The sequence below is a fragment of the Ramlibacter tataouinensis genome (genome assembly GCF_027941915.1).
GTDB lineage: Bacteria > Pseudomonadota > Gammaproteobacteria > Burkholderiales > Burkholderiaceae_C > Ramlibacter > Ramlibacter tataouinensis_C.
Map to the genome: position 1 here is coordinate 3,498,169 of NZ_CP116009.1, position 25,676 is coordinate 3,523,844.

The 25,676-nt window shown below is 70.7% G+C and carries 26 protein-coding genes; 10 read left to right on the forward strand and 16 right to left on the reverse strand.

Annotated elements, in window-relative coordinates; all coding sequences use genetic code 11:
- Positions 1-6 precede the first annotated feature (6 nt).
- The gene (gene serA, locus PE066_RS16710) at positions 7-1,224 is read left to right on the forward strand and encodes a phosphoglycerate dehydrogenase (RefSeq protein WP_271233658.1); all 1,218 of its coding nucleotides are present in this window, start codon (positions 7-9) and stop codon (positions 1,222-1,224) included.
- Positions 1,225-1,279: 55 nt separating this feature from the next.
- Here the strand turns inward: serA and PE066_RS16715 are convergent, their stop codons facing one another.
- Positions 1,280-2,485, reverse strand: a complete 1,206-nt coding sequence (locus tag PE066_RS16715) for an NnrS family protein (RefSeq protein ID WP_271233659.1) — start codon at positions 2,483-2,485, stop codon at positions 1,280-1,282.
- A gap of 126 nt (positions 2,486-2,611) precedes the next feature.
- On the opposite strand from PE066_RS16715, the gene PE066_RS16720 reads away from it, so the two are divergent.
- The 3 genes from PE066_RS16720 (at position 2,612) to PE066_RS16730 (ending at position 4,159) form a co-directional block, all read left to right on the forward strand.
- Positions 2,612-3,166: an RrF2 family transcriptional regulator gene (locus PE066_RS16720; protein WP_336298433.1), complete on the forward strand. Its 555-nt coding sequence runs from the start codon at positions 2,612-2,614 to the stop codon at positions 3,164-3,166.
- Between the two features lie 109 nt (positions 3,167-3,275).
- Positions 3,276-3,533: a DUF2249 domain-containing protein gene (locus PE066_RS16725; RefSeq protein ID WP_271233660.1), complete on the forward strand. Its 258-nt coding sequence runs from the start codon at positions 3,276-3,278 to the stop codon at positions 3,531-3,533.
- A gap of 8 nt (positions 3,534-3,541) precedes the next feature.
- Positions 3,542-4,159 (forward strand): hypothetical protein, encoded by a 618-nt coding sequence (locus PE066_RS16730; protein WP_271233661.1) that lies wholly within the window; start codon positions 3,542-3,544, stop codon positions 4,157-4,159.
- A 104-nt stretch (positions 4,160-4,263) separates the two neighbouring features.
- On the opposite strand, the gene xth is transcribed toward PE066_RS16730, so the two are convergent.
- The 7 genes from xth to PE066_RS16760 form a co-directional block, all read right to left on the reverse strand.
- Positions 4,264-5,040, reverse strand: a complete 777-nt coding sequence (gene xth, locus PE066_RS16735) for an exodeoxyribonuclease III (protein ID WP_271233662.1) — start codon at positions 5,038-5,040, stop codon at positions 4,264-4,266.
- Between the two features lie 47 nt (positions 5,041-5,087).
- On the reverse strand, positions 5,088-5,642 hold the full coding sequence (locus tag PE066_RS21385; RefSeq protein ID WP_336298434.1) for a phospholipase D-like domain-containing protein: 555 nt from the start codon (positions 5,640-5,642) through the stop codon (positions 5,088-5,090).
- Positions 5,573-6,562, reverse strand: a complete 990-nt coding sequence (locus PE066_RS16740; RefSeq protein WP_336298435.1) for a phospholipase D-like domain-containing protein — start codon at positions 6,560-6,562, stop codon at positions 5,573-5,575. Before PE066_RS16740 ends, PE066_RS21385 begins: the two co-directional genes overlap by 70 nt.
- Positions 6,563-6,632: 70 nt before the next feature.
- Positions 6,633-7,130, reverse strand: a complete 498-nt coding sequence (locus tag PE066_RS16745) for a dihydrofolate reductase (protein ID WP_271233663.1) — start codon at positions 7,128-7,130, stop codon at positions 6,633-6,635.
- Positions 7,127-7,939 carry a thymidylate synthase gene (locus PE066_RS16750; RefSeq protein WP_271233664.1) on the reverse strand — a complete coding sequence of 271 codons (813 nt, stop codon included), beginning with the start codon at positions 7,937-7,939 and terminating at the stop codon, positions 7,127-7,129. The genes PE066_RS16745 and PE066_RS16750 overlap by 4 nt, the downstream gene beginning before the upstream one ends.
- Before the next feature lie 9 nt (positions 7,940-7,948).
- A complete protein-coding gene (locus PE066_RS16755) occupies positions 7,949-9,361 on the reverse strand; it encodes an FAD-binding oxidoreductase (protein WP_440480540.1) in 1,413 nt (470 codons plus the stop codon).
- Complete coding sequence (locus tag PE066_RS16760; protein ID WP_271233665.1) at positions 9,358-9,753, reverse strand: DUF2069 domain-containing protein; 396 nt, start codon at positions 9,751-9,753, stop codon at positions 9,358-9,360. The genes PE066_RS16755 and PE066_RS16760 overlap by 4 nt, the downstream gene beginning before the upstream one ends.
- Before the next feature lie 23 nt (positions 9,754-9,776).
- Between PE066_RS16760 and PE066_RS16765 the strand changes: the two genes are divergently transcribed.
- Complete coding sequence (locus PE066_RS16765; RefSeq protein WP_271233666.1) at positions 9,777-10,979, forward strand: YihY family inner membrane protein; 1,203 nt, start codon at positions 9,777-9,779, stop codon at positions 10,977-10,979.
- A gap of 23 nt (positions 10,980-11,002) precedes the next feature.
- Here the strand turns inward: PE066_RS16765 and PE066_RS16770 are convergent, their stop codons facing one another.
- The 4 genes from PE066_RS16770 to PE066_RS16785 are packed head-to-tail and all read right to left on the reverse strand — an operon-like array spanning position 11,003 to position 14,754.
- Entirely contained in the window at positions 11,003-11,323 is a 321-nt protein-coding gene (locus tag PE066_RS16770) for an Mpo1-like protein (RefSeq protein ID WP_271233667.1), read from the reverse strand.
- A 33-nt stretch (positions 11,324-11,356) separates the two neighbouring features.
- Positions 11,357-12,610 (reverse strand): cytochrome P450, encoded by a 1,254-nt coding sequence (locus PE066_RS16775; protein ID WP_271236602.1) that lies wholly within the window; start codon positions 12,608-12,610, stop codon positions 11,357-11,359.
- Between the two features lie 36 nt (positions 12,611-12,646).
- Positions 12,647-13,453, reverse strand: coding sequence for an alpha/beta fold hydrolase (locus tag PE066_RS16780; RefSeq protein WP_271233668.1), 807 nt, complete (start codon positions 13,451-13,453; stop codon positions 12,647-12,649).
- 2 nt (positions 13,454-13,455) lie between these two features.
- Positions 13,456-14,754 carry an O-acetylhomoserine aminocarboxypropyltransferase gene (locus PE066_RS16785; RefSeq protein WP_271233669.1) on the reverse strand — a complete coding sequence of 433 codons (1,299 nt, stop codon included), beginning with the start codon at positions 14,752-14,754 and terminating at the stop codon, positions 13,456-13,458.
- 99 nt (positions 14,755-14,853) lie between these two features.
- Here PE066_RS16785 and PE066_RS16790 point away from each other — a divergent pair, with 99 nt between their 5' ends.
- From PE066_RS16790 to PE066_RS16810, 5 genes are all read left to right on the forward strand, one after another.
- Positions 14,854-15,318: a CBS domain-containing protein gene (locus PE066_RS16790; protein WP_271233670.1), complete on the forward strand. Its 465-nt coding sequence runs from the start codon at positions 14,854-14,856 to the stop codon at positions 15,316-15,318.
- Between the two features lie 27 nt (positions 15,319-15,345).
- Complete coding sequence (gene aroC / locus PE066_RS16795; protein ID WP_271233671.1) at positions 15,346-16,443, forward strand: chorismate synthase; 1,098 nt, start codon at positions 15,346-15,348, stop codon at positions 16,441-16,443.
- A 286-nt stretch (positions 16,444-16,729) separates the two neighbouring features.
- Entirely contained in the window at positions 16,730-18,802 is a 2,073-nt protein-coding gene (locus tag PE066_RS16800; protein ID WP_271233672.1) for a hybrid sensor histidine kinase/response regulator, read from the forward strand.
- Positions 18,803-18,864: 62 nt separating this feature from the next.
- The gene (locus PE066_RS16805) at positions 18,865-19,320 is read left to right on the forward strand and encodes a TerB family tellurite resistance protein (RefSeq protein ID WP_271233673.1); all 456 of its coding nucleotides are present in this window, start codon (positions 18,865-18,867) and stop codon (positions 19,318-19,320) included.
- Between the two features lie 91 nt (positions 19,321-19,411).
- A complete protein-coding gene (locus PE066_RS16810) occupies positions 19,412-20,422 on the forward strand; it encodes an SDR family oxidoreductase (RefSeq protein WP_271233674.1) in 1,011 nt (336 codons plus the stop codon).
- Positions 20,423-20,551: 129 nt separating this feature from the next.
- Here PE066_RS16810 and PE066_RS16815 read toward each other — a convergent pair whose 3' ends face one another.
- From PE066_RS16815 to gcvT, 4 genes are all read right to left on the reverse strand, one after another.
- The gene (locus tag PE066_RS16815) at positions 20,552-20,980 is read right to left on the reverse strand and encodes a response regulator (protein ID WP_271233675.1); all 429 of its coding nucleotides are present in this window, start codon (positions 20,978-20,980) and stop codon (positions 20,552-20,554) included.
- Between the two features lie 147 nt (positions 20,981-21,127).
- Positions 21,128-24,028, reverse strand: a complete 2,901-nt coding sequence (gcvP, locus tag PE066_RS16820; RefSeq protein WP_271233676.1) for an aminomethyl-transferring glycine dehydrogenase — start codon at positions 24,026-24,028, stop codon at positions 21,128-21,130.
- Between the two features lie 4 nt (positions 24,029-24,032).
- Positions 24,033-24,407, reverse strand: a complete 375-nt coding sequence (gene gcvH, locus PE066_RS16825) for a glycine cleavage system protein GcvH (RefSeq protein ID WP_271233677.1) — start codon at positions 24,405-24,407, stop codon at positions 24,033-24,035.
- Positions 24,408-24,497: 90 nt separating this feature from the next.
- On the reverse strand, positions 24,498-25,631 hold the full coding sequence (gene gcvT / locus PE066_RS16830) for a glycine cleavage system aminomethyltransferase GcvT (protein WP_271233678.1): 1,134 nt from the start codon (positions 25,629-25,631) through the stop codon (positions 24,498-24,500).
- Between the last annotated feature and the right edge of the window lie 45 nt (positions 25,632-25,676).

A 25,676-nucleotide genomic window follows, 5' to 3' on the forward strand; every position in this document is an offset into this window, starting at 1 on the left:
GATCCGATGACCCTGAACATCCTGCTGCTCGAAGAAGTCCACGCCAGCGCCAACCCGGTGCTGGAGATGCTGCCCGGCGCGGAGATCCGCCGGTTCAAGCACGCGCCCGACGCAGCGGAACTCAAGGACTTGCTGTCCGACGTCGACCTGCTGGGCCTGCGCTCGCGCACCCAGCTCGATGCCCGGGCCCTGGAGGCTGCGCCGCGGCTGCGCGCGGTCGGCGCCTACTGCACCGGCACCAACAACATCGACCTGAAGACGGCGGCCGAGCGCGGGGTGGCGGTCTTCAACGGCCCGTTCTCCAACACCCGCTCGGTCGCCGAGCTGGTGATCGGCCACGCCATCCACCTGCTGCGCCGCATTCCCGAGCGGCAGGCCGCCGCGCGCCGCGGGCAGTGGCTCAAGGACGCCAAGCGCTCCAACGAGATCCGCGGCAAGACGCTGGGCATCGTGGGCTACGGCAAGATCGGCACGCAGACCGGCCTGCTGGCCGAGGCCATCGGCATGCGCGTGATCTTCCACGACGTCGAGGCCAAGCTGCCGCTGGGCAATGCCCAGCCGGCCGCCACCCTGGATGCGCTGCTGCAGGAAGCCGACGTGGTGACGCTGCACGTGCCGCAGACGCCGCAGACCAAGCACCTGATCGATGGGCCGCGCCTGGCGCGGATGAAGGAAGACGCGGTGCTGATCAACCTGGCGCGCGGCCAGGCGGTGGACATCGATGCGCTGCATGCCGCGCTGTCGCAAGGCCGCCTGCGCGGCGCCGCCATCGACGTGTTCCCGGTCGAGCCGGCGTCGGCCGCGCACACCTTCGAATCGCCGCTGCGCGAGCTGGACAACGTGATCCTGACGCCGCACGTGGGCGGCTCCACGGTGGAAGCGCAGCGCAACCTGGGCGTGGAAGTGTCGGAGAAGCTGCGCGACTACCTGATGCTGGGCGCGGTGCGCGGCAGCGTCAACCTGCCCGAGCTGGGCGCCGGCCCGGTGCGCGGCGCGGCGCGCCTGGTGCACCTGCACCGCGACCAGCCGGGCGTGATGTCGCAGATCAACGGCGTGCTGGCCGGCGCCGGCCTGAACGTCACGCAGCTGCACCTGGAAACCGACCGCGGGCTGGGCATCGCCGTCATCGACCTGAGCCAGCAGCCGGACAGCGGCACGATGGGCGCGGTGCGCCAGATCGGCGCCACGCTGGCGAGCTTCCTCGCGTTCTCGCGCGGGACTTGAGCGCTCGGCCCCCCGCCTCGGGGGCCGAGACCGCATGGCCCCGGGGGCCGAATCCTCACCCGTCCTTGCCGTCCAGCCGGGTGCGGGCCAGCCAGGGCGTGTAGATCCACAGGTAGATCAGGAACGCGGCGCTCCACGCCACAGAGGCAGCGCCCACGGCCAGCGTGTACGTGGCCGGGGCGGCGAGCGGCAGCAGCACGCGCAGCACCGCGGCGCCCATCACCAGCGCATAGGCCAGCACTTCGGCGCGGCCCACCTGCAGCGGCCGGCCGGTGTGCCCGCGGGCGGTGCGGGTGATCATGCCGATGATCAGGCCGCCGACCAGGCCGACGGCCAGTGCATGCAACCCGAGCGAGGCGGCGACCCAGCCGAACTGGGCCAGCGCCAGCAGCGCCAGACCGAGCGGCAGCCAGGCATAGGACAGGTGCAGCACCCACAGGATGGGCCGCTTCATCGTGACGCCCGGCGCCCAGTGCGACTGGCGCACGGCCTGCAGTACGGCGGCTGCCGCGAAAGCAATGCCGGTGACGGCATGGGGGGGCGCGAACACCCACAGCGCCAGCGCGAGCGCCGTGGTGCCGAAGGCGGCCCAGCCCAGCCCCGGCCTGGCCGTGATCTTCAAGCCGGGCGTCGCGTTGGCGGTGAACGCCGGAACCACCCGGCCGGCCATCACGTGGATGATCAGCACGATCAGGCCCAGCGCGGCATGCAGCGGCGCCAGCGGCGAAACCGGCACCACGCCCAGCGCGGCCAGGTGAAAGCACAGGTTGGCCAGCGCCAGCAGCAGCAGGATGCCGGCCAGCGGCAGGTTGCGCTTGTTCTTCGCCTTCAGCAGCACGCGGCCGAAAACCGTCGCGACCACCGGCAGCAGCGCGACGTCCAGCGCGGCATAGATGGCGTAGGGCGCCGCCACGGCCGCCAGCCGCGCCGCCAGCCACAGCCCGGCCAGCGCGCCGAGGGCGGCGCCGCGCGGCGTGTCGAGGCCGGTCCAGGCCTTGCCCGCGGTCAGCAGGAAGCCCACGATCACCGCCATGGCGAAGCCGAACAGCATCTCGTGGGCGTGCCACAGCATGGGCGGGACCGCCATCGGCAAGGCGACGTGGCCGAGCCACAGACCGATCCACAGCGGCAGCGAAATCGCCGCGAAGGCCGCGGCGCCGATGTAGAAGGGCCGGAATCCCAGCCGCAGCAGCGGCAGGCCGGCGGGCGCGGCAGGCGGGGACGGTTGGCTCGGCGCAATCGCGATCGGGGGCTGTTTCACGGTTCGTGCAGGTCGGGATTGATGGCCCGGCCAAAAAGATGCAGAATGGGTGCATCTTAAAACGCCGTGCACCGCGAAGCAAGGGGCGGCGCGCATATTCAAGCCTGACTGGGAAAGCCTTCTGCCGTGCGCCTGGCCGAATACACCGACTACACGCTGCGCGTGCTGATGTACTGCGCGTCCAACCCGGGCCGGCTCGTCACCATCGCCGAGATGGCCGAGCGGCACGGCGTCTCGCGCAACCACCTGATGAAGATCGTCAGCGACCTGGGCCGCCAGGGCCTGCTGGCCACCACCCGCGGGCGCGGCGGCGGCGTGCAGTTGCTCAAGAAGCCGCAGGACATCGGCATCGGCGACGTGGTGCGTTCGGCCGAAACCGACTTCCGGCTGGTCGAGTGCTTCGACGACGCCACCAACACCTGCGCGATCTCGCCCACCTGCCGCATGAAGCGCCTACTCGATGGCGCGCTGGCGGCGTACTTCCGCGAACTGGACGGCGCCACCCTGGCCGACCTGGTCTTGCCGCCGATGGCGGCCGGCAAGGCCGGCGCCGGGGTGGTGATCAGCGTGCGGGCGAAGGCGCCGCCGACGCGTGATGAAGCGGTGCCGGCTGCGGCCCGCCCGCGCCCGCGTGCCTCACGCGCGGCTCCTGCGCCGCGCGCACGCACGGCGCGCGCCTGACGCCTCGATCATCCTCGGGCGATGCCCGCGACGGTCCCGCGGGAATGCACCCGCCCGTTCCGGCGTGCCCAGATAATTGATGCGCCAACAATGCATCTTTGAGGACGCCATGTCGCAACCCCACCTGCACCTCTCGCCCGACGCCCTGTATCCGTTCGACGCCCGCGGCATCGCCAAGCGTTTCCGTCACGCGGCCATCTTCGGCGCACTGGACGCGCTGCAGCCGGGCGAGACCATGCGCTTCTGCAACGATCACGACCCGCTGCCGCTGCTGGCGCAACTGCAGGCGCGCTACGGCGAGCGCGTCGCCATCGAGTACCGGCGGCGCGAGCCCGGCGAAATCGTCATCGACTTCATGGTCAACTGAGGCGGGCGATGGACGCGCCTGCCGAGTCCTTCCCGGACTTCTTCGACGCGGCGCCGGTGATCCGCCTGCGCGATCCGCTGGCGCAGCTGCTCGGCGCTGCCGAAGGCGGCGTGCTGGTGTACCGCTATGCCGACGCGGTGCGACTGGCCGGCCATTCGTGTCCGACGGTCGCTTCGGCCTTCCTGATGGCGCGCGCGGCCTTGCGGGCCCTCTACGGGGACGCGCTGCCCGAGCGGGGCGGCGTGCGGGTGGAGCTGCGCGAGCCGGCGACGGAGGGCGTCACCGGCGTGATCGCCAACGTGGTGTCGCTGATCACCGGCAGCACCGTGGACACCGGCTTCAAGGGCCTGGGCGGCCGCTTCGACCGCCGCAGGCTGCTGGCCTACGAGGCGCCGATCGAATCACCATTGCGTTTCACGCGGGTGGACGACGGCGCCAGCGTGTCGGTGTCCTCGCGGGCCGAGCGCGTCGCCGGCGACCCGCGCATCCGCGAGCTGCTGCCCTTGTGCGTGGGCGGGCGTGCCAGCGAGGAGCAGGCTCGGTTGTTCGGCTCGCTGTGGCAGGACCGGGTGCGCCGGCTGCTGCTGGCGCATGCCGACGATCCGGAAGTGATCCTCGTGCAGTGATTCCCGTCATTCCCGCGCAGGCGGGAATCCACGCGCAAGCGGAGCGCGAGCGTCGAAGGCGCGTTGCGCTGATCCTCCGCCGGCGCGGAGGATGACAGGATCTTTCAAATCTCCAGCGTCACCGGCGCATGGTCGCTCGGCTGCTTCCATTTGCGCGGCACGCGGTCGATGCTGCAGCCCTTCACCTGCGGCCGCAGGGGCTCGCTGACCAGGATGTGGTCGATGCGCAGGCCTCGGTTCTTCTGGTAGCCCAGCATGCGGTAGTCCCACCAGCTGAAGCTCTTCTCGGGCTGCTCGAACAGGCGGAAGCTGTCGCACAGGCCCAGCCCGAGCAGCCGCTGGAAGTGGTCGCGCTCCTCGCGGGTGTGGTGGATGGTGTCGCGCAGGCCGTCGGGGTCCCAGCTGTCGCGGTCTTCCGGCGCGATGTTGAAGTCGCCCAGCAGCACCAGCCGGGGGTGCTGCTTCAACTCCTCGCCGACATAGGCGTTCAGGCCGCCCAGCCACCCCATCTTGTAGGCGAACTTCTCCGTACCCGGCGCCTGGCCGTTGACGAAGTAGCCGTTGACCAGGCGCAGCTCGCCGACGGGGCTGTCCACCGTCGCGGCGATCACGCGCGAGTGCTCGTCCTCGAAGCCCGCGATGTTCTTCGCGATGTCGCGCACCGGCGTGCGGCTGAGGATGGCCACGCCGTTGTAGGTCTTCTGCCCGAACACGGCGCAGTGCGGATAGCCGGCCTCGCGGATTGCCTCCAGCGGGAACTTGTCGTCGGTGAGCTTGAGCTCCTGCAGGCACAGCACGTCGACCGGGTTGGCGGCCACCCAGTCCAGCACGTGCTGCAGGCGGGCGGTGAGCGAATTGACGTTCCAGGTGGTGATCTTCATGCGGGCCGGTTGGGGGGAGGGGAGCGCCGGATTCTAGGCAGCGGGCGCTACAGCAGCCACTCGATCGGCAACCAGGACAGCACCCGCACCAGCGACCGCAACCCGATGCCGGTTCCGGGCTCCTGCTCGTGCGCGCGTTCGCCGTCGCCGCTGCTCTCGACCCAGCGCAGCGAGCCGTCGGCTGCGAGCCGCACCTGGTAGACGCGCTGCGCCAGCTCGGCCTGCAGCGACTGCGCCATGCCCTGCGCCAGCGCAGGGCTGTCGATCAGGAACCCCAGTTCGGTGTTCAGGCGGGCCGATCGCGGGTCGAAATTGAACGATCCGACGAAGACCTGCCGGCCGTCGATCGAGAACGTCTTGGCATGCAGGCTGGCGTCGGAGCTGCCCGAGGCGGAAGCCTGGTCGTGCGTCGGCGGCAGTGAGCTCGAGCGCTTGAACTCGAACAGCTGGACGCCGCCCGCCAGCAGTGCCGGGCGGCGGCGCACGTAGCCCGCATGGACGACGGGTACGTCGGTCGAGGCCAGGCCGTTGGTCAGCACCTGCACCCGCACCCCCCGCCCGGCCAGGCCGGTGAGGAAAGCCGTGCCCCGTTCGGTCGGCACGAAGTAGGGCGAGACCAGGCCCACCTGCTCGCGGGCCTGCTCCAGCGCAGTCGCGAGCTGCACCCACAGGAGGTCGTCCCCGGCCGCCCGGCCCAGCGCCTTGGCTGGGTCGTCGCTGAGCATGCGCACCGGCACCCATTCCAGCGACAGCCTGCGCGCCAGCAGGTCCTGCATGAAGTGCGAGCGGGCGACCGCTTCCATGTAGGTGCGCCCCTGCGGCTGCCGACGCACGGCCGCTGCGCGATCCAGTAGCGGTCGAAGTCGGATGCGACCTGGCCGGCCACCGGCCCGACGGCCAGCACGTCCAGGTCGACATAGAGCACGTCTCCGCCGCGCGCGTCGAAGTACGAGTCGCCGACGTTGCGGCCGCCGACCACGGTGGCGTGCCGGTCGGCCGTGAACGACTTGTTGTGCATGCGCCGGTTCAGCCGCGAAAAGTCGACCAGGTAGCCCAGCCAGCGCCAGCTGCGCATGGCGAACGGGTTGAACAGCCGCACCTCGATGCGCGGGTGGGCCGCCAGCGCGGCCAGCATGGGATCGAGGCCGACGGTGTTGTTGTCGTCCAGCAGCAGGCGCACCTGCACGCCGCGGTCGGCGGCCTGCCGCAGGGCGTCCATCAGCAGCGTGCCGGACAGGTCGGCCTGCCAGATGTAGTACTGCACGTCCAGCGTGCGCTCGGCGGCTGCGGCCAGCTCGATGCGCGCGGCGAAGGCGTCGTGGCCGCGCGCCAGCGCCAGCACGCCGGAACGGCCGGGGTGCGCGGCGGCGGCCGCGCCGATGCCGCGGCCGAGCACCGTGGCGGCGGTGTCCGGCACCGGCGGCGATGGCGGCCGGTCGGCCAGCGGCGGCAACGGCACGCAACCCGCCAGCAGGGCGGCCAGCGCCAGCACGATCGCGAGCACGGGCCGGAGTGGCTGCATTCGCGGGGCGGCCGCGCCCGCTGCCGGCGCGCGGGTCCCGCCGGGTCCCGCGCCCCCTGCCTTGCGCGTCCTACTCGGACACCACCCCGCGTCCATACGTCACGAACGCGAAGCGCAGGCCGGCGGCCGACACCTGTTCGGCGCGGGCCAGCGGGATCCAGTCGCCCTCCAGCGGCGGCGCGTGCACGTCGCCTTCGAAGTCGGCATCGATCTCGGTCACCTCCGCCAGCTGGGCCAGCGGCATGGCCTCGCGCAGCATCTCGGCGCCGCCGATGACCCAGGCGTGCACCGCCGGCTCGCACCGCGCCACCGCCTCGGCCAGCGAGCCGGCGCGCTCGGCGCCGGCGGCCGACCAGCCCGGCTGCCGGGTGACGACGACGTTCACCCGGCCGGGCAGCGGCCTGAAGCGATCGGGCAGCGAGTCCCAGGTCCTGCGTCCCATGATCACCGGCGAGCCCATGGTGACCTTGCGGAAGTGCGCCAGGTCCTCCGGCAGGTGCCAGGGCAGGACGCCATCCTTGCCGATGACGCCGTTGCGGGCGCGGGCGTAGACCAGCCCCAGCTTCATACCGCCACCGGTGCCTTGATCGGGCCGTGGCAGCGGTAGTCGAGCACCTCGAAGTCCTCGTAGGCGTACTCGAAGATCGAGGCCGGCTTGCGCTTGATGGCGAGCACCGGGTAGGGATAGGGCTCGCGCGCGAGCTGCAGCTCCACCTGCTCGTGGTGGTTGCTGTAGATGTGGCAGTCGCCGCCGGTCCAGATGAAGTCGCCCACCTCCAGGTCGCACTGCTGCGCGACCATGTGCGTCAGCAGCGCGTAGCTGGCGATGTTGAAGGGCACGCCCAGGAAGATGTCGGCGCTGCGCTGGTAGAGCTGGCAGGACAGGCGTCCATCGGCCACGTAGAACTGGAAGAAGGCATGGCACGGCGCCAGCGCCATCTTCGGGATGTCGGCCACGTTCCAGGCGCTGACGATGATGCGGCGCGAGTCGGGGTTGGCCTTGATGGTCGTGATGGCTTCGGCAATCTGGTCGATATGGCCGCCATCGGGCGTGGGCCAGCTGCGCCACTGCACGCCATAGACCGGCCCGAGGTCGCCGTCCTCGCGCGCCCACTCGTCCCAGATCGTCACGCCGCGTTCGCGCAGCCAGTTGTTGTCGCTCGATCCCTGCAGGAACCAGAGCAGTTCGTGGATGATGGACTTCAGGTGCACCTTCTTGGTGGTCACCAGCGGAAATCCCTCGTTCAGGTCGAACCGCATCTGGTAGCCGAACACGCTGCGCGTGCCGGTGCCGGTGCGGTCGGTCTTGGCCGTGCCATGCGTGTACACATGGCGCATGAAGTCTTCGTACTGGGAGCGGACGGGGCGCGTCGTCATGGCGGGCGATTATCCGGCCAGCACCCGGCCGGGGTTGAAGAGGTTTCCGGGGTCCAGCGCCTGCTTGACGGCCCGCATCATCGACAAGGCGACCGGCGACTTGTAACCGGGCAGGGTGCCGGCCTTGAGCGCGCCGATGCCGTGCTCGGCCGAGATCGATCCGCCGAAGCGGTGCACCTGGTCATAGACGAGCTGGTTCACGCGGTCTTCCTGCTCGCGCAGGAAGGCGGGGCCATCGGCATCCGCGGGCGCCTGCACGTTGTAGTGCAGGTTGCCGTCGCCCAGGTGGCCGAAGTTCACCAGCCGCGCGCCGGGGACCTCGCGCGCCAGCAGGTCGTCGGTCTCCCTGCAGAAGGCCGGGATGCGCGAGATCGGCAGCGAGACGTCGTGCTTGATGTTCAGGCCTTCCTGGGCCTGCGCCATCGAGATGCTCTCGCGCGCGTGCCAGAGCTGGGCCGCCTGCGCCAGGTTCTCGGCGACCACGGCGTCGGTGGCCAGGCCCTGTTCCAGGGCCGCTTCCAGCAGGCCTTCGAACTGCGCGCGCGCGTGGGCCTCGGATTCGTGGTCCGAGTTCTCCAGCAGCACGCCCCAGGGGCTTTCGCTCGCGAACGGCACCCGCTGCTGCGGGAAATGCTTCACCACCAGCGACAGCGCGAATTGGCCCATCACCTCGAAGCCGGTCAGGCCGGGGCCGAGCCGCGCGTGCGCCAGCTCCAGCAGCCGCACGGCCTGCTCCAGCGACGGCACGGCGGCCCAGGCGGTCAGGCTGGCGGCCGGCCGCGGGAAGAGCTTGAGCGTGGCAGCCGTGATGACGCCCAGCGTGCCTTCGCTGCCGATGAACAGCTGCCGCAGGTCGTAGCCGGTGTTGTCCTTGCGCAGGCCCGAGAGGCCGTCCCACACCTCGCCGCCGGCGGTGACCACCTCCAGCCCCAGGCACAGCTCGCGGGTGTTGCCGTAGCGCACGACCTGGGTGCCGCCGGCGTTGGTGGCCAGGTTGCCGCCGATGGTGCAGCTGCCTTCGGCCGCCAGGCTGAGCGGGAACAGCAGCCCGGCCTGCTCGGCCGCCTGCTGCACCGACTGCAGGATGCAGCCGGCTTCCACCGTCAGGGTCAGGTTCTCGCGGTCCAGGCCGCGCACGGCGTTCATGCGTTGCAGGCTCAGCACCACCTGGGTGCCGCTGGCGTCCGGCACGCCGCCGCACACCAGCCCGGTGTTGCCGCCCTGCGGCACCAGCGCCACCCCGGCGGCGGCGCAGGCGCGCACCACGGCCGCCACTTCGGCGGTGCTGCCTGGGCGCACCACGGCCAGCGCCTTGCCCCGCATCCGCTTGCGCCAGTCTTCTTCCCAGGCGCCGAGGTCGCCTTCGGTCAGGACGTGGGCCGCACCGACGGCGGCGCGCAGTTGCTCGATCACGGGATTCACGATGGTTTCCTCTTGCGTGGGCCCAGCCGCAGGCGCACGTGCAGTGCGCAGGCCGTGAACAGGGCCAGGCACAGGACGATCTGGAGCAGGGGCAGCCAGCGCGGCGCGACCGGATCGTTCCAGGCGCGCATCACGCCCTCGGCGAAATACAGCCAGACCAGCAGGCTGACCCAGCGGAAGGTGTACAGGCGGTGGCGCAGGAACCCGGCCAGCGGGAACAGCAGCGGCACCACCTTCAGGGCCCAGACCGAGCCGCCGGGCCGCAACGGCGCCAGCCACAGCTCCCAGGCCAGCCCCAGGGCGATGAGCGCCAGCAGGCTGCCGACGGCCAGCGCCCGGATGATCTGCAGCCGCAAGGGGGCCGGCTGAGCGGCAGGAGTCATCGTCGTCATGGCCGATGGCATCATAGCGGCCGATGAACGTGGCCCCCCTGCTCGCCGAGCTCTCGCGCTTCCCGTGGCTCTCGACGGCGCGCACGCTGGGCGAGCGGTTCCGGGAAGACCGGCTGGGCGTCAGCGCCAGCAGCCTGACCTTCACCACCACCATCGCGCTGGTGCCGCTGGTCACCGTCACGCTGGCGGTGTTCACCGCCTTCCCGATGTTCAACAAGCTGCAGGGCACGCTGCAGCAATGGCTGGTGCAAAGCCTGGTGCCGGACGCGATCGCCCGGCAGGTGCTGGGCTACCTGACCCAGTTCGCCGGCAAGGCCAGCCGGCTCGGCGCGGCCGGCCTGGCCTTGCTGTTCGCCTCGGCGATCGCACTGGTGCTGACCATGGACCGCACGCTGAACGGCATCTGGCGGGTCCGGCGCCCGCGGCCGCTGGCGCAGCGGGTGATGATCTACTGGGCCGTGATGACGCTGGGGCCGCTGCTGCTGGGCGCCAGCCTGAGCGTGACGTCGTATGCGGTGTACGCGTCGCGCGGGCTGGTGCGCGGCGCCCCGGGTGGGCTGCAGTTCCTGCTGGACGTGCTGGAGTTCGTGCTGCTCGCCGGCGGCCTGGCCGCCCTGTACCGGTTCGTTCCGAACACGCCGGTGCGCATTGCGCACGCCGTCGCGGGCGGCGTGTTCGCCGCGCTGGGCATCGAGGTCGCCAAGCGCCTGCTGGCCTGGTACCTGGGACTGGTCCCCAGCTATTCGGCGGTCTACGGCGCCTTCGCCACCGTGCCCATCCTGCTGGTGTGGATCTACGTGGCCTGGCTGGTGGTGCTGCTGGGAGCGGTGGTGGCGGCCTACCTGCCGGCCCTGCGCGGCGCCACGCGGCGGGTCACCGGCGGGCCCGGGTGGTCGTTCCAGCTCGCGCTGGAAGTGCTGCAGCAGCTGCACGGCGCGCGCGTCACCGCGCGGCGCGGCATGGACATCGAGGAGCTGGTCGCCGCCCTGCGCGTCGGGCCGCTGCAACTGGAGCCGGTGCTGGAGACGCTGGTGCAGCTGGACTGGATCGGCCGGCTGAACGAAGTGGACGACGATCTCGCCACCCGCTACGTGCTGCTGGCCGACGTGCAGTCCACGGCGCTGGAGCCGCTGCTGCGGCACCTGCTGCTGGCGAACACCGAGGCGACGCGCGGGGTGTGGGAGAAGGGCGGCTTCTCGCGGCTGTACCTGAAGGACGTGGTGTAGAGGCGCTGCCGGGAGCGCGCGCCCTAGAACGGAATCCGCCCCATCCAGATGTCCCGGTACATCACGTAGTCGCCCATGAAGCTCCAGACCGGGTGCTTGAATGTGGCCGGCCGGTTCTTCTCGAAGAAGAAGTGCCCGATCCAGGCGAAGGCATAGCCGGCGACCAGGCCGGCCAGCAGGTACCACGGGTTGAGGGTCACAACCGCCGCGATCAGCAGCGCGGTGCCGATGCTGGTGCCGACGAAGTGCAGGCGGCGACAGGTGCGGTTGGCGTGCTCGCCCAGGTAGAACGGATAGAACTCGGCGAAGCTGCGAAAGCCCGTTTGAGCGGCGGTGTCGGCCATGCTCGTCTCCTGTCGTTGCGGACGCAACGCAGTTTAGGCCAGCGCGAAGGGGGCGTGCAGGAAACCGCGGAAGCGCGCCCGCCCGCCGCGCACTGGCGCCGCACTGAGGCGATAGCCGGGAAAGCGCGCCAGGAAGCGGCCGATCGCCACCCGCCCCTCCAGCCGGGCCAGGCTGAGCCCGGCGCACTGGTGGATGCCGAAGCCGAACGCCAGGTGCCGGTTGTTCTCGCGCGCGAGGTCCAGCTCATCGGGGCGCTCGAACTGGGCCGGGTCGCGGTTGGCCGCCCCGATGCACAGCGTCACCAGCGCCCCCTCCGGCAGCGCGACCCCGCCCACCTCGCAGGCGCGCAGGGCGCGCCGGTTGCCAAGCTGGTTGGACGACTCGAAACGCAGGAACTCGTCCACCGCCAGGGCGAGCGCCGGCTCCAGGGCTTGCCAATTGGGCCGGGGACCGAGGGTGCGCAGCAGCGCCTCCTTCTGCTGCGGCCACTCCTGCAGCGCCACCAGCGCATTGCCGATCAGGTTGGTGGTGGTCTCGTGTCCCGCGTTGAGGATGAAGATGCAGTTCTGCAGCAGCTCGTGCTCGCCGAGCTGTTCGCCGCCCTCGCCCTGGATCAGCCGGGTCAGCACGTCGTGCTCGGGGTCGCCGGGGTTGCGCCGGCGCTCGGCGACCAGGCCCTGGAGGTAGTCGAGCATCTCGACCACGCTGCGGTTGCCCCGGGCTTCCTGCTCGGCGGTGAGCTTCGGCTCCAGCGCACCCAGGATGGCCAGCGACCAGTCGCGCAGCGGTCCGCGCTCGTCGTGCGGCACGCCCAGCAGGTTGCCGATGATCTCCACCGGGATCGCTGCGGCGAAATCCTCGATCAGGTCGCCGCCGCCCTGCGCCTCGATGCGGTCCAGCAGCCGGTCGACCAGCGCAACCAGGCCGGGCTCCATGCCGGCGATGGCGCGGCGGGTGAGGGCGCCCATGATCAGCTTGCGCACGCGGGTGTGCAGCGGCGGGTCGTTGAACACCAGGCTGGTGGTGTGGTGCGCCAGCAGCGGCGAGCCCGCGCCGTACTTGGGCGTGAACTCCACCTGCTTGTCGGAGCTGAAGGTGTGGGCATCGCGGTACACCGCCACCAGGTCGGCGTAGCGCGTGAGGAACCAGGAGCCGTCGGGCATGCGCCGCACCGGCTCGCGCTCGCGCAGGGCCGCATACACCGGGAACGGGTTCGCGTAGAAGTCGGGCGGGAGCGCGCGCAGGTCGAACGCATCGGCGATGGCCTGCGCCCGCTGCGCGGACATGACCGGGGTGATGGCGGCGGCGTCCACGGCGGCGGGTCAGGGCTGGAGGAAGGACTTGAGCGCCGCCAGCACCTCGTCGGGCGCCTCGGCCATCATGTCGTGGCCGCCGTCCACCAGCACCGTGCGGCCGTCCTTCGCCCGGGCCTGCAGCGACTGCGCCGCACGCGGCGGCGTCATCGCATCGTGGCGACCCAGCACGAACAGCACCGGGCATTGCACCTTCTCCATCGCCGCGTCGCCGCCCTGGTAGCCGTCGCAGGCGCTGAAGCCGCGGTGGAACACGTTCACCTGCGGGTTGCTGGCCAGCACCCGCCGCATCAGCGCCCGGGCGCCGCCGTACACCCAGGTGCCGGCGCCCAGCGTGGAGGGCGGCGGCGCCAGCATCGAATGCGAGAAGACGTTGACCATGTGGATGGCCTTTTCCGGTGCGTGCAGCGAGTTCTCCAGCAGCGCCGGCGACACCTTCATCGGGAAGGCGGTGCCCACCAGCGCGATGCGGGTGATCCGGTCCGGCGCCTGCGCGGCGGCTTCCAGCGCGATCAGCGAGCCGAAGCTGTGGCCCACCAGCGCCGCCTGCCGCACGCCGGCGGCATCCAGCAGGTCCAGCACGAACCGGGCGCCGTCCTCGACCGACGCCGGCGCCTCGCCGCCGCTGCGGCAATGTCCCGGCAGGTCCACCGCCAGCACGTTCCAGCCGTGATGGGCGAACCAGCGCGTCTGCAGGATCCACACGCTGTGGTCGTTGAGCACGCCGTGGATGAAGACGACGGTGGGCTTGGCGGCGTCGAACGGCTTGCCGCCCGTGTAGCAATAGGCCTGGTGGCCGCGGACGGTCAGTTCCATGGTCAGGCCGCCTTTTCTGCGGCCTTGAGGGCCCGCTTCAGGTCGTCGATCAGGTCGTCCGGATCCTCCAGCCCGATCGACAGCCGGATCGTCCCCAGCCCGATGCCGGCGCCGGCCAGCGCCTCGTCGGTCATTCGGAAGTGGGTGGTGCTGGCCGGGTGGATCACCAGCGAGCGGCAGTCGCCGACGTTGGCCAGGTGGCTGAACACCTTGAGGGTCTCGATGAAGGTGCGCCCCTGGGCGCGGTTGCCGCGCAGGTCGAAGCTGAACACCGAGCCGGCGCCCTTGGGCAGCAGCTTCGCAGCCAGCGCATGGCTGGGATGCGACTCCAGCATCGGATGGCCGACCCGCTCCACGAACGGGTGCGACGCCAGGAACTGCACCACCTTTTCGGTGTTGCGCATGTGGCGGTCCATGCGCAGCGGCAGCGTCTCGATGCCCTGCAGGATCAGCCAGGCCGTGTGCGGGCTCATGCAGGCGCCGAAGTCGCGCAGGCCCTCGCGCCGGGCCCGCAGCAGGAAGGCGCCGACGGTGGATTCCTCGCTGAACACCATGCCGTGGAAGCCGTCGTAAGGCTGGGTCAGGCCCTCGTACTTGCCCGAGCGGTCCCAGTCGAAGCTGCCGCCATCGACCACGATGCCGCCGATCACGGTGCCGTGGCCGGAGAGGAACTTGGTGGCCGAGTGGTAGACCAGGTCGGCGCCCAGTTCCAGGGGCTTCTGCAAGTAAGGGGTGGTGAAGGTCGAATCCACCAGCAGCGGCACGCCGGCCTCGTGCGCGATGGCCGACACCGTGGGAATGTCCAGCACGTCCAGCCCGGGGTTGCCGACCGTCTCGCCGAACAGCAGCCGGGTGTTGGGGCGGATGGCGGCGCGCCAGCCGTCGATGTCGCCCGGCTTGACGAAGGTCGTCTCGATGCCGAAGCGCGGCAGGGTGTAGTGCAGCAGGTTCTGGGTGCCGCCGTACACCGCCGTGCTGGCCACGATGTGCGACCCCGAACCCATCAGCGTCGCGATCGACAGGTGCAGCGCCGCCTGGCCGCTGGCGGTGGCGATCGCGCCGATGCCGCCTTCCAGCGCCGACACGCGCTGCTCCAGCACCGCGTTGGTGGGGTTGCTGATGCGGGAATAGACGTAGCCCGAGCGTTCCAGGTTGAACAGGGCCGCCGCGTCGTCGCTGGAGGGAAAGACGAACGAAGTGGTCAGGTGGATCGGGACGGCGCGCGCGCCGGTCACGGGGTCGGGCGCGGCCCCCGCGTGCAGCGCGAGGGTGTCGAAGCCGGGGTCGGAATAGCCGGGCATGGGAGTCTCCTGCAGGTGCCTGGGCGTCGTTGTGCGTGGCCGGAATTGTGGGCTATATTCATCCGCACCCGCCCTCGGGCGCGGCACGAGGAGAAAGCCATGAAGGTCAGCGACATCCTGCGCGTCAAGGGCAACACGCTGTACACCGTCAACCCCGACGAACCGCTCGCCACCGCCATCGCCGTGATGGCCGACAAGGACATCGGCTCGCTGGTGGTCATCGAGCATGGCGACCTGGTGGGCATGCTCACCTTCCGCGAGGTGATCCAGTGCATCGTGAAGAACGGCGGCAGCGTGGGCCAGCGCCTGGTGCGCAGCGCGATGGACGACGCCCCGCTGACCTGCACCTCCGAGACCGAGCTCGACGAGGTGCGCCGCATGATGCTGGACCGCCACGCCCGCTACATGCCGGTGATGGACAAGCGCATGCTGATGGGGGTAATCAGCTTCTACGACGTCGCCAAGGCGGTGGTGGACAGCCAGAACTTCGAGAACCGCATGCTCAAGGCCTACATCCGCGACTGGCCGAGCGGCGAGGATTCGCAGCCCACGGCGCAGCTCTGACGCGGGCCTCTGGAATAATCGCCGCCCATGAGCGGCAACACCTTCGGCACCCTGTTCGCGGTCACGAATTTCGGTGAATCGCACGGGCCGGCCATCGGCTGCGTGATCGATGGCTGCCCGCCCGGCCTGGAGCTGTCGGAGGCCGACATCCAGCCCGACCTGGACCGGCGCCGTCCCGGCACCAGCCGCCACGTCACCCAGCGCCAGGAGGCCGACCAGGTCGCCATCCTGTCCGGCGTCTACGAGGGCAGGACCACCGGCACCCCGATCGGCCTGCTGATCCGCAACACCGACCAGCGCAGCAAGGACTACAGCGAGGTCGCCCAGGCCTTTCGCCCGGGCCATGCCGACTACACCTACCTGCAGAAGTACGGCCTGCGCGATCCGCGCGGCGGCGGCCGCTCCTCGGCGCGGCTGACGGCGCCGATGGTCGCCGCCGGCGCCGTGGCCAAGAAGTGGCTGGCGCGCCAGCACGGCATGGTGTTCCGCGGCTGCATGCAGCAGCTCGGCGAGATCGAGGTCGGCTTCGAGTCCTGGGACCACGTCCCGGACAATCCCTTCTTCGCGCCGGTTGCCGACGTCTCGAAGCTGGAGGCCTACATGGACGCCCTGCGCAAGTCGGGCGACTCCTGCGGCGCGCGCATCCGCGTCACCGCCGCCAACGTGCCGCCCGGCCTGGGCGAGCCGCTGTTCGACAAGCTCGATGCCGACATCGCCTGGGCGATGATGGGCATCAATGCGGTCAAGGGCGTGGAGATCGGCGCCGGCTTCGCCAGCGTCGCGCAGCGCGGCAGCACGCACGGCGACTCGCTGACGCCGCAGGGCTTCGCCAGCAACAACGCCGGCGGCGTGCTGGGCGGCATCAGCACCGGCCAGGACCTGGAAGTCTCCATCGCCATCAAGCCCACCAGTTCCATCATCACCCCGCGCGACAGCATCGACGTGCAGGGCCGGCCGACCCAGGTCGTGACCAAGGGCCGCCACGATCCCTGCGTCGGCATTCGCGCCACGCCGATCGCCGAAGCCATGCTGGCCCTGGTGGTGATGGACCACGTGCTGCGGCACCGCGCGCAGAACGCCGACGTGCAGGCGGCCCTGCCGCCCATCGCCGCTTCGTTCCTCTGATCGGCGCCGAACACCGCCGCGCCGATGAGGCGGGCGGGCGGCCGCCCTGCGGCTGGATGCACTTGTTACGGCAGCGAACCCCGACGGGTTGCTACTGATTAGCTAGCGCCCTGCGCAGGCGCAGCAGAGCCCATCTTCGGTTTTGACCGCCGCTGATGGGTTGGCGCAGGTGGCCCGGTGGCGCGTCACCTGCCTGGGCGATTGCGCATACGCTCTGGAAATTAGTGCGAACGACATGCCCACGCCCGAGCCGCAACGATCCCAGGCCACCTCCGCGCCGGCACGGATGGGAAAACTTCCCACCCAGCAGCAGGAGGTGGCGCTGCTGGCGGCCAACCTGCAGGCGAGCGAGGAGCGGCTGCAGCTGGCGGTGGATGCCGGCGGCCTGGGCGTGTGGCAGGTGGACCTGGAAAGCGGCCTGCACACCTGGTGGCCCGGCATGGAGCGGCTGCACGGGCTGCCGGCCGGCTCGCAGCCGCTGCACGGCGAAGCCTATTTCGAAGCCATTGATGCCCGCGACCGCGACCGCGTCCGGGCCGCCATCCGCGAAGCCATCGTTCGCACCGGCTGGAGCCGGGTGGAGTACCGGGTGCGCTGGCCCGACGGCCGGGTGCGCTGGATCGAGGCCCGCGGACGGGTGCGCCGCGGCGACAACGGCCGGGCGCTGTCCATGTCCGGCGTGTGCGTCGACATCACGCGGCGTAAGCACGTCGAGCACGACCTGAAATTCCTGGCCGAAGCCAGCGCCGAACTGGCCGGCGTCAACGACTACGCCGCCACGCTGGACCGCATCGCGCGGCTGGCGGTGCCCCGCTTCGCCGACTGGTGCGCGGTCGACATGCTGCAGCCCGACGGCTCGCTGCGGCGGGTGGCCACCGCCCACCTGGACCCGGCCCGCGAGCGCGTGCTGCACGAGATGCACGAGCATCACCCGCCCGATCCCCAGGTGCGGGTCGGCACCTGGCACGTGCTGCGCACCGGGCGCGGCGACCTGGTGCCCGAGATCAGCGAGGAGATGCTGGAGGCCGGCGCGGGCGACGACCAGCTGCGCGAGATGCTGCGCCAGCTCGGCATGCGCTCGTACATCGGGGCACCGCTGAACACGCGCGGGCGCACGCTGGGCGTGCTGACCTTCGTCACCACGCGCTCGGGGCGGCGCTACGGCCCGGAGGACCTGGCGCTGGCCGAGGACCTGGCGCGCCGTGCCGCCGTGGCCATCGACAACGCCCAGTTGCTGGCCGCCATGCGCGAATCGGATCGCGCCAAGGACGTGTTCCTGGCGACGCTGGCGCACGAACTTCGCAACCCGCTGGCGCCGATCTGGAACGGCCTGTCGCTGATCAAGCGCGCCCGGGGCGACCCGCACCGCATCGAGCACGTGGGCGGCATCATCGAGCGCCAGGTCGGCCAGCTCTCGCGCCTGGTCGACGACCTGCTGGACGTCTCGCGCATCAGCGCCGGCAAGATCGAGTTGAAGAAGGAGACGACCAACCTGGTGCACGTGATCAATGCGGCGGTGGAGGTCAGCCGGCCGCACATCGAGGCCGCCCACCACCAGCTGTCGATCGCCTTTCCCAACGCACCGACCGACCTGCAGGCCGACCCGGCCCGGCTGACCCAGGTGTTCTCCAACCTGTTGAACAACGCCGCCAAGTACACCCGGCGCGGCGGCCGCATCGACGTCACGGTGGAAGCGTTGCCCGAGCAGCTGGTGGTCCGCGTGCGCGACAGCGGCATCGGCATCGCCTCCGAGATGCTGGACAAGGTGTTCGGCCTGTTCACCCAGGCCGGCCATCCCACCGAGCGCCACCAGGGGGGCCTGGGCATCGGGCTGTCGCTGGTCGAGGGGCTGGTGCGGCTGCACGGCGGACAGGTCGAGGCCCACAGCGGCGGGCTCGGCAAGGGCAGCGAGTTCGTGGTGGTGCTGCCGCGCCACGGCCGCGAGCCGGCGCCGGCCGATCCGGCCGGCGGGGCGGCGGATGCGCCGGTGGCGGCCCAGCCGGTGGCGCGCCGCATGCTGGTGGTTGATGACAACGAGGATGCGGCCAGTACCGTGGCCGAGCTGTTGCGGATGTCGGGCAGCGAGGTGGCCGTCGCCCACGACGGCCTGTCCGCCGTGGACCGCACGGCCGAATTCCGGCCGGACGTGGTGCTGCTGGACATCGGCCTGCCGGACATCAGCGGCTACGAAGTGGCCCGCCGCATCCGCAAGCTGGAGGGCGTGCGCCAGCCGATGCTGATCGCCCTGACCGGCTGGGGCCAGCAGCAGGACAAGGAAGCGGCGGCCCAGGCCGGCTTCGACCAGCACTGGACCAAGCCGGTGGACCCGCTGCGGCTGCAGGAACTTTCGGGCCGCTGAGCCATCGTTCCCTGGGCGTGGGACACTGGCCCGCGATCGATCATCCCGGCTGCGCGCGCCCCATGTTCAAGACCCTCCGCGACCTGCTTGCACCCCTCGCCGCGCCCGCCGCCGGCACGCCCGACCCGAAAGCCCTGGAACTGGCCTGCGCCGTGCTGCTGGTCGAAGTGATGAAGGCCGATCCGCAAACCGCGCCGGCCGAGCGCGAGGCCGTGCTGCGCGCGCTGCGGCAGCGCTTTGCGCTGGGCGAGGAGGCGTTGCAGGACCTGCTGGCCATGGCCGAGGCCGCCTCGCGCAGCGCCTCCAGCTTCCACCAGTTCACCGCCGAACTGAACGAGCGCCTGCCGCAGTCGGAGAAGGTGCACATCGTCGAGACGCTGTGGCAGGTGGCCTATGCCGACGGCCACCTGGACGCGCACGAGAATCACGTCATCTCGCGCATCGCCGGCCTGCTGCACGTGACCCACGGCGAGTACATCGCCGCCAAGCTGCACGCCAAGCAGGCGGCCGGCCTGTAGGCCCGCTCCCACGCCGGTGGACCGCCCCGTTCTACAGCCGGCGCGCGGGGCGCTGGCCATAGTGGGGCGATCCCAGCCAAGGAGCCCCCGAATGGAGCAAAAGCCCGGCGCGCGCGGTGCCGCCGAGACCGCCGACAAGCAGCGCGACATCCAGCGCCAGCAGGACCGCAAGGACGAAGCCAGGGCCAGGGCCCGCGAAGCCGGCCAGGGCCCGCAGCCGCAGAAGGACAAGGCGGTGCAGACCGGCCGTACGCAGCCGCAGGACATGCCGGCCCAGCACCTGGAAAAGCCCGGCCTCGAGGCCGAGATGGCGCTCGCGCCGCGCTTCATGGCGCCCGATTACAGGGGCAGCGGCAAGCTCGAAGGCATGGCGGCGCTGGTCACCGGCGGCGACTCGGGCATCGGCCGCGCCGTCGCCGTGCTGTATGCGCGCGAGGGCGCCGATGTCGCCATCGTTTACCTGGACGCGCAGCAGGACGCGCAGGAGACCCGGCGTTGCGTGGAGAACGAGGGCCGGCGCTGCCTGCTGATCCGCGGCGACGTGAAGGACTCGGCGTTTTGCCGGCAGGCGGTGGAACAGGCGGTGTCCGAGTTCGGCCACCTGGACATCCTGGTGAACAACGCCGCCTTCCAGGAGCATGCCAACTCCCTGGCCGACATCACCGACGAGCGCCTGGAAGAGACCATGAAGACCAACATCTTCGGCTACTTCTACATGGCGCGGGCGGCGCTGCCGCACCTGAAGCAGGGCGCGTCCATCATCAACACCGGCTCGGTGGTGGGGTTGCGCGGCAGCAGCCACCTGCTGGACTACTCGGCCACCAAGGGTGCGATCCACGCGTTCACGATGTCGCTGGCTTCCAGCCTGATCGACAAGGGCATCCGGGTGAACGCCATCGCGCCGGGGCCGGTGTGGACGCCACTGAACCCGGCCGACCAGACGGCGGAGAAGGTGGCGGAGTTCGGCAAGGCGACCGACTTCAAGCGGCCGGCGCAGCCGGAGGAGCTGTCGCCCGCCTACGTCTTCCTGGCCGCGCCGTCCTGCTCGAGCTACATCACCGGCATCGTGCTGCCGGTGACGGGCAGCGTGGGGGCGACCTGACGCATCGTGGTTTGCGTCATTCCCGCGACGGCGGCAATCCACGCAGCGCGGCGCTGGACGCCGCAGGCGCGTTGTGCTGGATCCTCCGCCTTCGCGGAGGAGGACGGAAGGCGCGGAGGATGACGAAAGTCACCCCTCGTTCACCAGCACCCAGAACTCGTACACGTGCCGGATCTTGCGGCACAGCTCCTCGAAATCGGTGGCCTTGCCGATGTAGCTGTTGGCGCCGGCGGCGTAACAGGCCGTGATGTCGCATTTTTCGGTGGACGAGGAATGGATCACCACCGGCACGCGGGCGGTGCGGGGATTGGCGCGGATCCTGCGCAGCACCTCCAGCCCCGGCATGGGCACCAGCTTCATGTCCAGGATGACCAGCCGCGGCAACCGGCGCCCGGCACGGTCGGCATGGCGGCCGCGGGCGAGCAGGAAGTCGAGGGCCTCCGCGCCGTCGGCCGCCGTGGCCACACGGTCCGGATCGCAGCACTGCGAGAGCGCCAGCACGGTCAGTTCGAGATGGTCCCGGTTGTCATCGACAACGAGGACGGCGGGATCCTTCATGTCGCACCAGATGGTTCGTCTTCGGCCGAGGGGGATGGCCCCCGGGCTCACCCTTGCGCTGCCGCCGGCAGGCGGGGTGCAGGATTCTAGGGCGATCGGCCGAGGCGGCGACGGACGAAGGGGGTGCCGGCCGCAGCCGGCACCGGCTCACTCGTAGGCCGACATCGGCACGCAGGAGCAGAACAGGTTGCGGTCGCCGTGGACGTTGTCCACGCGGCCGACCGGGGGCCAGTACTTGGCGTGCCGGCGCTCGTCCAGCACGGCCGCCCCGGCTTCGCGCGGGTAGGCATGCTTCCACTCGCTCCCCAGCAGCGCGCCGGCCGTGTGCGGCGCGTGCTTGAGCGGGTTGTCGTCCTGCGGCCACTCGCCGCGCTCGACGCGCCGGATCTCCTCGCGGATGGCGATCATGGCGTCGATGAAGCGATCGAGTTCCTCGAGCGTCTCGCTCTCGGTCGGCTCCACCATCAGCGTGCCGGCCACCGGGAACGACAGCGTCGGCGCATGGAAGCCGTAGTCGATCAGGCGCTTGGCCACGTCCTCGGCGGTGACGCCGCTGGTTTCCTTGAGCGGGCGCAGGTCCAGGATGCACTCGTGCGCCACGTGGCCGTTGGGGCTGGCATAGAGCGTGGGGTAGTGCTCCTTCAGCCGTGCGCTGACGTAGTTGGCCGACAGGATGGCCACCTCGGTGGCCTGGCGCAGGCCTTCGGCGCCCATCATGCGGCAGTACATCCAGCTGATCGGCAGCACGGCCGCATTGCCCAGCGGCGCCGCCGACACCGCGCCGACGCCGTGCGACTTGATGCCGCCCGACTCGTGGCCGGGCAGGAAGGGCACCAGGTCCTCCACCACGCACACCGGGCCGACGCCCGGGCCGCCGCCCCCGTGCGGGATGCAGAAGGTCTTGTGCAAATTCAGGTGGCTGACGTCGCCGCCGAACTCGCCCGGCGCGGCCACGCCGACCAGCGCATTCATGTTGGCGCCGTCGACATAGACCCGGCCGCCGTGGGCGTGGACCAGTTCGCACAGTTCCTTGACCCCGGGCTCGAACACCCCGTGCGTGCTCGGGTAGGTGATCATGATGCAGGCCAGGTTGGCGCTGTGCTGCTCGCACCGGGCCTTCAGGTCGGCCATGTCCACGTTGCCGTTGGCGTCGCAGGCCGTCACCACCACCTGCATGCCGACCATCTGCGCGCTGGCCGGGTTGGTGCCGTGCGCCGACGAAGGGATCAGGCAGACGTTGCGGTGGCCCTGGCCGCGGCTCTCATGCCAGGCCTTGATCGCCAGCAGGCCGGCGTACTCGCCCTGCGAACCGGCGTTGGGCTGCAGGCTGATGCCGGCGTAGCCGGTGGCCTGGCACAGCCAGGCGCGCAGCTGTTCGTCGAGCATCGCGTAGCCCTGCAGCTGGTCGCGTGGCGCGAACGGGTGCACGTGGGCGAACTCCGGCCAGGTGATGGGGATCATCTCGCTGGTGGCGTTCAGCTTCATGGTGCAGCTGCCCAGCGGGATCATGCTGCGGTCCAGCGCCAGGTCCTTGTCGGACAGGGCGCGGATGTAGCGCAGCATGCCGGTTTCGCTGTGGTGGGTGTTGAACACCGGGTGCGTGAGGAAGTCGCTGGTGCGGCGCAGCGCCGCCGGGATCAGCGGCTCGATGCCGTTCTCGAACTCGGCCACCGAGGGCAGCGGCTGCCCCGGATGGGCGAAGATCTTCCACAGCAGCTCGATCTCGTCGCGCGTGGTGGTCTCGTCCAGCGAGATGCAGATGTACTCGTCCCAGGCCACGCGCAGGTTGGCGCCCATGGAGACGGCACGCGCGGCAATGTCCTGCGTGTGCTCGCCGGTCCTGTACGACAGGGTGTCGAAGGCGGTGCCGCCGTGCCGCTGCGCCTGGGAGTAGCCCAGTCGCTCCAGGCCCCTGGCGAGGATGGCCGTGTAGCTGGCCACGCGCTGGGCGATGCGGCGCAGCCCCTTCGGGCCGTGGTAGACCGCGTACATGCTGGCCATCACCGCCGGCAGCACCTGCGCCGTGCAGATGTTGGAGGTGGCCTTCTCGCGGCGGATGTGCTGCTCGCGCGTCTGCAGGGCCAGCCGCAAGGCCGGGTTGCCGTGCGTATCGACGCTCACGCCCACCAGCCGGCCCGGCATCGAGCGCTTGAAGTCGTCGCGGCAGGCCAGGTAGGCCGCATGCGGGCCGCCGGCGCCCATGGGCATGCCCAAGCGCTGGGTGCTGCCGATCACGATGTCCGCGCCCCATTCGCCCGGCGGCACCAGCAGCGTGAGCGCCAGCAGGTCGGCGGCCACGATCGCGGCGGCCTGCTTGTCGTGGATGCGCTGCACGTCGGGTGCCCAGTCGTGCACCCAGCCGCTGCTGGCGGGGTAGGAAATCAGGGCGGCGAACAGCTCGCCCGACAGGGCCCGGTCCCATTCCTCGGCGGAATTGGCGACCACCACCTCGATGCCCAGTGGCCGGGCCCGGGTCTGCACCACCTCGATGGTCTGCGGGTGGCTGTCGCCGGCGATCACGAAGGTGTTCGACTTCGACTTGACGCTGCGCTTGGCCAGCGTCATGGCCTCGGCGGCGGCCGTGGCCTCGTCCAGCATGGAGGCGTTGGCGATCGGCATCGCCGTCAGGTCGCACACCAGGGTCTGGAAGTTGATCAGCGCTTCCATCCGGCCCTGCGAGATCTCGGCCTGGTAGGGCGTGTAGGCGGTGTACCAGGCCGGGTTCTCCAGCACGTTGCGCAGGATGACCCCTGGCGTGATCGTGCCGTAGTAGCCCTGTCCGATGAAGCTCTTGAACACCTTGTTCTTCGAGGCCATGGCGCGCAGTTCGGCCAGCGCCTGCGCTTCCGTCGCCGGCGGCGGCAGGTTCATCGGCGAGGTGCGGGCGATCGAGCGCGGCACGATGCCCTGGACCAGCGCGCGGCGCGAGGCTTCGCCGATGACCGAGAGCATGTGCTGCTCGTCGGCCTCGTCGATGCCGATGTGGCGCGGGATGAATTCGGCGGGGTTCTCGAGCTCGCCCAGGGGCAGGGCGGATGGGATCGGCATGGTCTCAGGCGTTCCTGGCGAAGGTGTCGTAGGCGGTCTCGTCCATCAGGCCATCGAGCTCGGACTTGTCGGCCAGCCGGACCTTGAAGAACCAGCCCTGGCCGAGCGGGTCGCTGTTGGCCAGCGACGGGTCGGCGCGCAGCGACTCGTTGACCTCGATCACCTCGCCGGTGATCGGCATGAACACGTCGGCCGCGGCCTTGACCGACTCGACCACGCCGGCGACATCGCCCCGGGCGTAGCGCCGGCCGACCTCCGGCAGGTCGACGAACACCACGTCGCCCAGCGCATCCTGCGCGTGCACCGTGATGCCCACCGTGACGGCGTCGCCGTCCTCCAGCTTGATCCATTCATGTTCCTGCGAGTACTTCACGGTCATGGCGCTTCTCCTTTGGGGAAAATGGGGGTCAGATTCCAATTCTTTTCGTTCGCCGGGCAGCGGGGGTATTGCAATGTCCCGGCTCCGGCTTCAGCCGCGGTAGTACCGCTGGGGCACGAACGGCAACGGGCTCACGTCCATGGGCACCGGCTTGCCGCGCACCATGGCATTCAGGCGCGTGCCCAGCGCCGCGTGCTCCGGCTTCACGTAGCCCAGCGCGATCGGCTGGTTGATGCTGGGCCCGAGCAGGCCGCTGGTGACTTCGCCGACCGTGCGGCCTTCGCTGTCCTGCAGTTCGGCGTGCTCGCGCACCGGCACCCGCTCGGCCGCGACCAGGCCCACCCGCTTGCGCTCGACCGGCACCGTGCCGTCCAGCTGGCCCAATACGCGGTCCGCGCCCGGAAAGCCGCCGGCGCGCGCGCCGCCGGTGCGGCGCACCTTCTGGATCGCCCAGTTCAGGCCGGCTTCGATCGGGGTGGTGGTGGTGTCGATGTCGTTGCCGTACAGGCACAGCCCGGCCTCCAGCCGCAGCGAGTTGCGCGCGCCCAGCCCGATCGGCTTCACCTCGGGCTGCGCCAGCAGGGCGCGGGTGAAGGCCTCGGCCTGCGCGCCGGGCACGGAGATCTCGAAGCCGTCCTCGCCGGTGTAGCCGCTGCGGGTGATGAAGAGGTCATGGCCCTGCCAGGCGAAGGGCTCGCCGGTCATGAACACCAGCTGGCCGACGCCGGGCAGCAGGCGCTCCAGGGCCTGCGCTGCCTTCGGGCCCTGCAGCGCCAGCAGCCCGCGCTCGGGCAGGGGCACGATGCGGCAGCGCGAACCGATGTGCTGCTGCAGGTGGGCGATGTCCGCTTCCTTGCAGGCGCCGTTGACGATGACGAACAGGTCGTCGCCGCGGTTGACGAACATCAGGTCGTCCAGGATGGTGCCCTGCTCGCTGAGCAGCAGGCCGTAGCGCTGCTTGCCGGGCGCCAGGCCGATCACGTCGACCGGCATCAGCGTTTCCAGCGCGGCCGCGGCGTCGGGGCCCTCCAGCCGCAGCTGACCCATGTGCGAGACATCGAACAGGCCGGCGGCCTGGCGCGTGTGCTGGTGCTCGGCCATCAGGCCGGCGGGGTACTGCACCGGCATCGAGTAGCCGGCGAAGGGCACCATGCGGGCCCCCAGTTCCAGGTGCAGCGCGTGCAGCGGGGTGGTGCGTAGCTCTGGCGAGGCGGTGGCGGACAAGCGGTTCTCCGGTCGAGAAATGGGGCATCCAGAACCATGGTATCG

Bases quoted from the DNA above. Each gene is read 5' to 3' on its own strand.
- PE066_RS16805 (WP_271233673.1), top strand. From the start codon at position 18,865: ATGTTCAAGACCCTCCGCGACCTGCTTGCACCCCTCGCCGCGCCCGCC.
- PE066_RS16815 (WP_271233675.1), bottom strand. From the start codon at position 20,980: ATGAAGGATCCCGCCGTCCTCGTTGTCGATGACAACCGGGACCATCTC.
- PE066_RS16725 (WP_271233660.1), top strand. From the start codon at position 3,276: ATGTCGCAACCCCACCTGCACCTCTCGCCCGACGCCCTGTATCCGTTC.
- PE066_RS16785 (WP_271233669.1), bottom strand. From the start codon at position 14,754: ATGCCCGGCTATTCCGACCCCGGCTTCGACACCCTCGCGCTGCACGCG.
- PE066_RS16775 (WP_271236602.1), bottom strand. From the start codon at position 12,610: ATGTCCGCGCAGCGGGCGCAGGCCATCGCCGATGCGTTCGACCTGCGC.
- PE066_RS16730 (WP_271233661.1), top strand. From the start codon at position 3,542: ATGGACGCGCCTGCCGAGTCCTTCCCGGACTTCTTCGACGCGGCGCCG.
- PE066_RS16760 (WP_271233665.1), bottom strand. From the start codon at position 9,753: ATGACGACGATGACTCCTGCCGCTCAGCCGGCCCCCTTGCGGCTGCAG.
- PE066_RS16765 (WP_271233666.1), top strand. From the start codon at position 9,777: ATGAACGTGGCCCCCCTGCTCGCCGAGCTCTCGCGCTTCCCGTGGCTC.
- xth (WP_271233662.1), bottom strand. From the start codon at position 5,040: ATGAAGATCACCACCTGGAACGTCAATTCGCTCACCGCCCGCCTGCAG.
- serA (WP_271233658.1), top strand. From the start codon at position 7: ATGACCCTGAACATCCTGCTGCTCGAAGAAGTCCACGCCAGCGCCAAC.
- PE066_RS16740 (WP_336298435.1), bottom strand. From the start codon at position 6,562: ATGCAGCCACTCCGGCCCGTGCTCGCGATCGTGCTGGCGCTGGCCGCC.
- aroC (WP_271233671.1), top strand. From the start codon at position 15,346: ATGAGCGGCAACACCTTCGGCACCCTGTTCGCGGTCACGAATTTCGGT.
- PE066_RS16810 (WP_271233674.1), top strand. From the start codon at position 19,412: ATGGAGCAAAAGCCCGGCGCGCGCGGTGCCGCCGAGACCGCCGACAAG.
- PE066_RS16790 (WP_271233670.1), top strand. From the start codon at position 14,854: ATGAAGGTCAGCGACATCCTGCGCGTCAAGGGCAACACGCTGTACACC.
- PE066_RS16780 (WP_271233668.1), bottom strand. From the start codon at position 13,453: ATGGAACTGACCGTCCGCGGCCACCAGGCCTATTGCTACACGGGCGGC.
- PE066_RS16770 (WP_271233667.1), bottom strand. From the start codon at position 11,323: ATGGCCGACACCGCCGCTCAAACGGGCTTTCGCAGCTTCGCCGAGTTC.
- gcvP (WP_271233676.1), bottom strand. From the start codon at position 24,028: ATGCCGATCCCATCCGCCCTGCCCCTGGGCGAGCTCGAGAACCCCGCC.
- PE066_RS16745 (WP_271233663.1), bottom strand. From the start codon at position 7,130: ATGAAGCTGGGGCTGGTCTACGCCCGCGCCCGCAACGGCGTCATCGGC.
- PE066_RS16750 (WP_271233664.1), bottom strand. From the start codon at position 7,939: ATGACGACGCGCCCCGTCCGCTCCCAGTACGAAGACTTCATGCGCCAT.
- gcvH (WP_271233677.1), bottom strand. From the start codon at position 24,407: ATGACCGTGAAGTACTCGCAGGAACATGAATGGATCAAGCTGGAGGAC.
- PE066_RS16800 (WP_271233672.1), top strand. From the start codon at position 16,730: ATGGGAAAACTTCCCACCCAGCAGCAGGAGGTGGCGCTGCTGGCGGCC.